We start from the raw sequence: 6,000 nt of genomic DNA on the forward strand, positions 1-6,000 counted from the left end.
GGACGGGGTTTTTCGTCATGTACGGTCAACGCACAGCAAAAAGCCCCGCCCGGGAATTCCGGACGGGGCCTTATGTTGCCGGTCGATGGCGCGGGGAGCCTAGTCCACCGCGTCTTCGGCCTCATCGGTGACTTCATCGACTTCCTCGCCGAGTTCCTCGGCGGGGCCATCATTGGTGTCACAAGCCGCCAGGGCGAGGAAAGCGGCCGGGAAGAGCATAAACAGACGTTTCATGTCGAATATCCTTTCGGGTCGGTGTGGGTCGCAGAAGCGTGTGGCGTCACACTCGCGGTGAGCCGCCCCGGACCAGCCGGAAGATCAGCGAAACCACGAACAGGACGAGGAAGAGGACGAAAAGGATCTGCGCGATGCCGCCAAAAGCGGACGCGATGCCACCGAAGCCGAAGACGGCGGCGACCAGCGCAAGGATCAAAAAGAGAAGGGCCCAGCTAAGCATTGGAAATCTCCTGTTGGGGTGGGAGGGAGGGTGAAAGACAGCCCGGAAACTCAGGCACCGGCATTGTCGGAGATGGTCACGGCGCGTTCCGCCGCGATCCACATGGCTCCGTTCGCCGGTACAGCACGTCGGGTCACGCGCTGATCTAGCCACCCGGAACGGCTGGCGATGACGAGCGTAGCGGGCTCACCCGCTTCAGACTCGATCACTTCGACGACGCGGCCCAGCCGCTCGCCATTCCGGGAATTCACAACGGCTCCGTTCAGGAGGCCGGGTCCCACCGCCGCCACAGCAACGCCATCCGCGGCGCGGCCACCCGTCCGGTCCTCATGGGACCAGCGGCGCAGCGTCTCGAAACCGGCGTCGGTCACCAGGTGATTGGCGGCGGGATTGTAGGAAAAACGTTCAATGGGTTGTTCAAGCAGGACCGTGTCTTCGGTCAGACCGGCCCGCCAGCGGACACGCAGAGCGGCGACATCGCCGGACTCGTCGAGAAACACCCGTTCGATATGGCCCGACGCACGGCCGTTCACATCGGTCAGGCGGGCTTCAACCAGCTGATTGCCAGTCAGGGCGTGGGCCGAAACCTGGGCCGCATCGTCATTCCCGCTAATGGACGGGGCGGACGCACCCAGAAGGGCGGCGGAAACCAGTGCGGCACTCGCAAGACCAAGGCGTTCCATGGGAAATTCACTCCGGTTGCATTTGCAGGGGACAACGCCCCACTACGAGATCCGGTTCCATGAATTTCATCTGAGGCGGCCACGAGCTCATACATGGCCCGTTGAACAATGACGCGAGCCCGCGCGGGGCGGGGGAACCGGCCAAGGCCGGCAACCGTTCTAGCGGTCCATGCCCGACTGATCCTCGAAAGGACATCCCATGCTTGGCTATATGCTGTTGTTCATCCTCATTGCCCTGGTCGCCGGCTATTTCGGCTTCTTTGCCCTGGCCGGGACCGCTGCCCTGATCGCCAAAGTGCTGTTTGTCCTCGCCCTCATCTTCATCGTCGCTCGCGGCGTCATGGATGCAGTGCGCGGACGTGCCCCGCTCTGAGCCGCGCCTGGTAAACACGCGCGAACGCGCCCGGCAGCCCAGCTGCCGGGCGTTTTTTTCGCGTTGCTGAATTTTTTTTGCGACGGGCGGGAACCGAAGCGGAATACCGGGCGTTCTTCTGGCATCCGGCTGACGGGGCGTCCTTCCCTCCCCTTAGGATCCCTCCGTCCTGCCTCGTCAGCCGGACTTATCCTCTTCAGATTTGCCGCCCTTACGCCCCTTCAGGACGTCGATCATGCGATCGTCCGGCGGAAGGCCGCCGAGCAGATCACGCGCCATTTTTCTGATGTCCTTGCGAATGCGTCCGCGAACGGGCGTCGCGGCCGGTCTTTGGCCGTCAGTCTTGTCGTTGCTCATTGTCTCTTGGTTCCGGTGAGGGGATCAGTTTGGCGAGTGAAAGGCGCATTGCCCCGCCAGGCGGCTGACGCCGGCGTCAGCGAGGCACCTCATCCTGTCGGGCGTCACTCCGCGGATGACCGCGGCGAGGTCCGGTGGAAGGCACTCGACATGCAACAGGTTGATCGCGAGACGCTCGTCGTAGGGCAGAGCCCAGAAGGCCGGCAGCAGCGGAATGGCGTGATCAGGGGCCTTGGGCAGAATTCCCATGCCACGATAGGTGCGCGCATCGGATTCCAGGCTGCAGATCGCGGCACCGAACAAAATGCGCGACGTGCAATCGGGATCATTGCCGCATTCGAACAAGCGGTCGCGGCAGGTCTTCAGCGCCTCCAGCAGCAAGGCATCGGCCCTGTCGGCGTCCGCAATCATGAGGCGACCGAAACGGCGCAGGCGCGGTATCAGTGCAATGGCATATGAAAGAATGGTGTCACCCGTCTGTCGTTATCGAGGACAGACGCAATAGGCCTCCAGGCGCAGACCGGCCCTAACCTATGTTAGAGTCCGGCTGTCATTGGTTTTTGCCGAGAGAACAGATCGGCCGGCAGGGGCGAGGCGTCCAGGTGCAGATAATGGTCGTCAAAACCGGCCACACTGACCAGGCTTTCAGGATCGAGGATTTCCAGCACGTGGTCGGTGGCGATGAGCCCCATTCTGCGCATCACCGTGATGGTTCGCGACACGTGAACAGGCGAGAGGCCGAGCGCATCGGCAATCTGGCCGCGGGTAATCGGCAGGGCCGCACCGCCCCGGGCATGCCCCAGCCCGGCAATACGGGTGCGGCGTTGCAATTCGAGGATCAGGTGGGCAATCCGTTCGATCGCCGTCATCCGGCCGACCCTGACAATCTGCTCGCGCAGGATGGCTTCTTCCTGTACCGTCGCCCACCAGAGCGAAGACAGTATGGTGAAATCGGTTCCGGCGGCGTCAATAAAGGCGGCGGTCTCGAACGACCTGACCTGACAGGGTGTAATGGTCTCGACACCATGGTCGGCAGGCGAATTGATGAGGGCCTGAAGGTCGAAGATATCGCCCGGCACCAGAAAATTGAGAATTTGCCGGCGGCCGTCTTCGAGTTCCTTCTTCCGGATCGCCCACCCCTGCTCCAGGACGAAAATGCGCCCCAGCCGGTCGCCCTGCCGGATCAGGGCCGTGCGCGGCTGATAATGGCGCGTCTGATGGACGGCATTCTCGATCCGGCTCCGCGCCGGGGCTGACAGGCGGGCATAGTGTTCCAGCCGATTGAAGAAAGCATCCATCCCGCGTCCCTCCCGGTTTCCTGCCGCCCGATTTCCGTGTCCGTGGCATCGGGGCCACAGGCCGATCCCGCTTTGATATCACCACGGGAACGAATGAAGACCCCGCGCGTTCCCGCTGAACCTTATCCGGAGGATTTCAGTATGACACAGACAAGCCGCATCAAACCCCAACACGTCGTAATCGGCGTTCTGGCTGTCGCCGTGATCATCCTGGGCGTCCTGCTGTGGCAGGAATCGCGGACCGAACGGGTGGAATTCTCGATCGGCGACCAGACGATCGAACTCGAAGCCGAAGGATAACGGTGTGCGGAGGGGGCTCCGCACTGACGAAGTACGGACTGACAAAGGCTGCTGCCATGCGCAATTACCGTTTGATCGCTGCACCGGATTCCATCGCGAGTTCGAAACTGCGCCTCTATCTGCGCTGGAAGAACATTCCCTTCCGGGAAACTGTCGCCACGCGTCAGGTGATCAAGAGTGAAATCACGCCGCGCATTAAGGGCGTTGACGTGCCTCTGCTGGTCACACCCTCAAACGAAACCTATCAGGATACCCGCTCGATCATCGACTTTCTCGAAACCCGCGAGCGGGGCGAAGCGCTGGTCCCGGAACGCGCCGAGCTGACTTTCGCCAGCCGGCTCCTGGAAGCCTATGCCGACGAATGGCTGTCATCGGCGGTGTCGCAGTTGATCTGGACCAGTGCCGATACGTCGGCCGCGAGCCGCATGGCGCGCACGCTCTATCCCGAACTCGGCGGCGAGCAGAGCGAACGGATCGCCCGCACGCTCGGCACGCGGGTCCGGGCCAAGCTGGCCCGCCGCGGTTTCTCCAAGGAAGCCCGTGAGGATACCGAACGGCAGCTGGCGATTTTCCTGTCCGGTCTGGAACGGCACCTGGAACGGTCAATCTTCCTGTTGGGCGACCGGCCCTGCATCGCCGATTTTGCCATCGCGGCCGCACTGACTGCCTTGCGCGATTCCACGCCTGACCATGCCCGGAAGATCTTCGATAGCCCCCGCGTCTATTCCTGGCTGAGTGCGGTGAATGGACCGGGCAGCCCTGAACACGGCGGATACCGCCGGGCCTATGGCCTGCCTGACACGATGATCGACCTGTTGCGGATCGCGGCGGCCCATTTCATTCCGCGCGGCCTTGAAACCTGTGATGCCGTCGCCGACTGGGCGGATTCCAATCCGGGCCGGATCAATCTGCCGAAAGTCGTCGGCCAGTCCCGGGCGGACGGCACCGAGACCTCCAGCGAGCTGGGTCCCCAAAGCCAGTTCCTGCTTCAGCGTCTTCTTGTGCCGCTTCAGGGCGAGCCTGACGGTCCGGAGCAGGATGCCCTGAGCGCGACCCTGGAAAAGATCGGCTGCGCCGATTTGATGGACTTCACGCCGCGCCGGACGGTCCGGCACGAGCATTTCCGGATGCGGGTCGATTTGCGGATCAATCCGGACTCGACCGATGCCCCGGATCTGGCTCTTCATGCCATTGCCGAGCCGCTGCTCCAGATGCGCCGGGAATCGGCCGAGACGCGTGACCTGGAACGCCTGGTCGTCGGCTGACCTGTTCGCGGCCCAAAGTGGCCTGCGACTGACGAATTTCTACAAGCCACTGATTTTAATGCGTTTGTTTTTGGAACCGGCGCAGGCACCGCCGCGTTTATCGATTGAATGTCACGGACATTCGGACGGGGATACCTTTAGTAGATCACTGGAGATGATCCAATGAAACGCTTCCTGATTGCCACCACCATGCTGGTCGCTGCTTCGTCCGCCTGGGCGGATGACCCGGTGCAGACGACCGATGACGAAACGCTCGGCCAGGCCCTGACCGATACCTATGACAATGCCGATCTGGACCGTTCGCCCTACACGGACGACCACGCCTGGATCGAAACCTCGGTCTATGGCTCTGATGGTGCCGAGCTGGGTGAAGTCGAACGCGTTCGCCTGTCGGCGGACGGCGAGGTTGAGGCCATCGTCGTTGAACATGGCGGCACGCTCGACATTGGCGGCCGCGAAGTCCTGATCGAAGCTGGTGACTACATGGTCGCCACGGTCGAGGGCGAGAACCGCCTGGAACTGACCTATTCGCTGGCCGAATTTGAAGCCCTTCCGGACTTCAATGAAGACGCGGCAAGCGAATATCCGCTCAGCGACGATGACTACAATGACGACGAAATGGACGACGAAATCGAGACCGGCATGACCGACAAGCCGGAGACCGGTGACGTCGCTATGACGGCGGTTGAATTCGAGCCGGATGCGGAAACCGGCGTTGTTGCCGACTCCCGTATCGTCGAAGTCGATCATTCCGGTGACCTCGCCATGACCGATGGTGCCGGGATGTCCGACGGCAGCGATCTTGGCGACTCGATCACCGAGACGGTCGACAATGCCGATTTGGACCGCTCGCCCTACACCGACGACCACGCCTGGATCGAAACCAGCGTCTATGGCGCGGACGGTTCGGACCTCGGTGAAGTCGAGCGCGTGCGCCTGACTGCCGAGGGAGAGGTCGAGGCCATTGTCGTCGAACATGGCGGCACGCTCGATATTGGCGGCCGTGAAGTCCTGATCGAGGCCGGTGACTATATGGTCGCCGAAGTCGATGGCGAAACCCGCCTGGAACTGGGCTACACCCTGGCCGAATTTGAAGCCCTTCCGGACTTCAATGAAGACGCGGCGAGCGAATATCCGCTCAGCGACGACGACTACAATGACGACGAAACGGACGAGGAAACCGAAACGGACAATTCCGGTTCGTAACTGATCTCATCGTCACATTGCCGACAGATTGGCGGCGCGTCCCGACGGGCGCGCCGCTTTT

The 6,000-nt window shown here is 62.1% G+C and carries 10 protein-coding genes; 4 read left to right on the forward strand and 6 right to left on the reverse strand.

Annotated elements, in window-relative coordinates:
* Positions 1-99: 99 nt before the first annotated feature.
* From V0U35_RS13530 to V0U35_RS13540, 3 genes are read right to left on the reverse strand one after another with little or no spacing between them, the layout of a single operon-like run.
* On the reverse strand, positions 100-234 hold the full coding sequence (locus V0U35_RS13530; RefSeq protein WP_330197281.1) for a hypothetical protein: 135 nt from the start codon (positions 232-234) through the stop codon (positions 100-102).
* A gap of 46 nt (positions 235-280) precedes the next feature.
* Complete coding sequence (locus V0U35_RS13535; protein WP_330197282.1) at positions 281-457, reverse strand: DUF1328 domain-containing protein; 177 nt, start codon at positions 455-457, stop codon at positions 281-283.
* Positions 458-507: 50 nt separating this feature from the next.
* The gene (locus V0U35_RS13540; RefSeq protein WP_330197283.1) at positions 508-1,140 is read right to left on the reverse strand and encodes a hypothetical protein; all 633 of its coding nucleotides are present in this window, start codon (positions 1,138-1,140) and stop codon (positions 508-510) included.
* Positions 1,141-1,339: 199 nt separating this feature from the next.
* Between V0U35_RS13540 and V0U35_RS13545 the strand changes: the two genes are divergently transcribed.
* Entirely contained in the window at positions 1,340-1,513 is a 174-nt protein-coding gene (locus V0U35_RS13545; protein WP_330197284.1) for a DUF1328 domain-containing protein, read from the forward strand.
* Positions 1,514-1,690: 177 nt separating this feature from the next.
* Here the strand turns inward: V0U35_RS13545 and V0U35_RS13550 are convergent, their stop codons facing one another.
* The 3 genes from V0U35_RS13550 to V0U35_RS13560 all read right to left on the reverse strand — a co-directional run bounded on the left by V0U35_RS13550 (position 1,691) and on the right by V0U35_RS13560 (position 3,168).
* Complete coding sequence (locus V0U35_RS13550) at positions 1,691-1,870, reverse strand: hypothetical protein (RefSeq protein WP_330197285.1); 180 nt, start codon at positions 1,868-1,870, stop codon at positions 1,691-1,693.
* Between the two features lie 24 nt (positions 1,871-1,894).
* Positions 1,895-2,281 carry a hypothetical protein gene (locus V0U35_RS13555; RefSeq protein ID WP_330197286.1) on the reverse strand — a complete coding sequence of 129 codons (387 nt, stop codon included), beginning with the start codon at positions 2,279-2,281 and terminating at the stop codon, positions 1,895-1,897.
* Between the two features lie 125 nt (positions 2,282-2,406).
* A complete protein-coding gene (locus V0U35_RS13560; RefSeq protein WP_330197287.1) occupies positions 2,407-3,168 on the reverse strand; it encodes a Crp/Fnr family transcriptional regulator in 762 nt (253 codons plus the stop codon).
* A 141-nt stretch (positions 3,169-3,309) separates the two neighbouring features.
* Here V0U35_RS13560 and V0U35_RS13565 point away from each other — a divergent pair, with 141 nt between their 5' ends.
* The 3 genes from V0U35_RS13565 (at position 3,310) to V0U35_RS13575 (ending at position 5,939) form a co-directional block, all read left to right on the forward strand.
* Positions 3,310-3,468, forward strand: coding sequence for a hypothetical protein (locus tag V0U35_RS13565; RefSeq protein WP_330197288.1), 159 nt, complete (start codon positions 3,310-3,312; stop codon positions 3,466-3,468).
* Positions 3,469-3,524: 56 nt separating this feature from the next.
* Positions 3,525-4,733 (forward strand): glutathione S-transferase family protein, encoded by a 1,209-nt coding sequence (locus V0U35_RS13570; protein WP_330197290.1) that lies wholly within the window; start codon positions 3,525-3,527, stop codon positions 4,731-4,733.
* 162 nt (positions 4,734-4,895) lie between these two features.
* Positions 4,896-5,939 (forward strand): PRC-barrel domain-containing protein, encoded by a 1,044-nt coding sequence (locus V0U35_RS13575; protein WP_330197291.1) that lies wholly within the window; start codon positions 4,896-4,898, stop codon positions 5,937-5,939.
* Positions 5,940-6,000: the final 61 nt, after the last annotated feature.

Source organism: Hyphobacterium marinum, from assembly GCF_036330325.1.
Classification (GTDB): domain Bacteria; phylum Pseudomonadota; class Alphaproteobacteria; order Caulobacterales; family Maricaulaceae; genus Hyphobacterium; species Hyphobacterium marinum.

Bases quoted from the DNA above. Each gene is read 5' to 3' on its own strand.
- V0U35_RS13530 (WP_330197281.1), bottom strand. From the start codon at position 234: ATGAAACGTCTGTTTATGCTCTTCCCGGCCGCTTTCCTCGCCCTGGCG.
- V0U35_RS13570 (WP_330197290.1), top strand. From the start codon at position 3,525: ATGCGCAATTACCGTTTGATCGCTGCACCGGATTCCATCGCGAGTTCG.
- V0U35_RS13560 (WP_330197287.1), bottom strand. From the start codon at position 3,168: ATGGATGCTTTCTTCAATCGGCTGGAACACTATGCCCGCCTGTCAGCC.
- V0U35_RS13550 (WP_330197285.1), bottom strand. From the start codon at position 1,870: ATGAGCAACGACAAGACTGACGGCCAAAGACCGGCCGCGACGCCCGTT.
- V0U35_RS13575 (WP_330197291.1), top strand. From the start codon at position 4,896: ATGAAACGCTTCCTGATTGCCACCACCATGCTGGTCGCTGCTTCGTCC.
- V0U35_RS13555 (WP_330197286.1), bottom strand. From the start codon at position 2,281: ATGATTGCGGACGCCGACAGGGCCGATGCCTTGCTGCTGGAGGCGCTG.
- V0U35_RS13565 (WP_330197288.1), top strand. From the start codon at position 3,310: ATGACACAGACAAGCCGCATCAAACCCCAACACGTCGTAATCGGCGTT.
- V0U35_RS13545 (WP_330197284.1), top strand. From the start codon at position 1,340: ATGCTTGGCTATATGCTGTTGTTCATCCTCATTGCCCTGGTCGCCGGC.
- V0U35_RS13540 (WP_330197283.1), bottom strand. From the start codon at position 1,140: ATGGAACGCCTTGGTCTTGCGAGTGCCGCACTGGTTTCCGCCGCCCTT.
- V0U35_RS13535 (WP_330197282.1), bottom strand. From the start codon at position 457: ATGCTTAGCTGGGCCCTTCTCTTTTTGATCCTTGCGCTGGTCGCCGCC.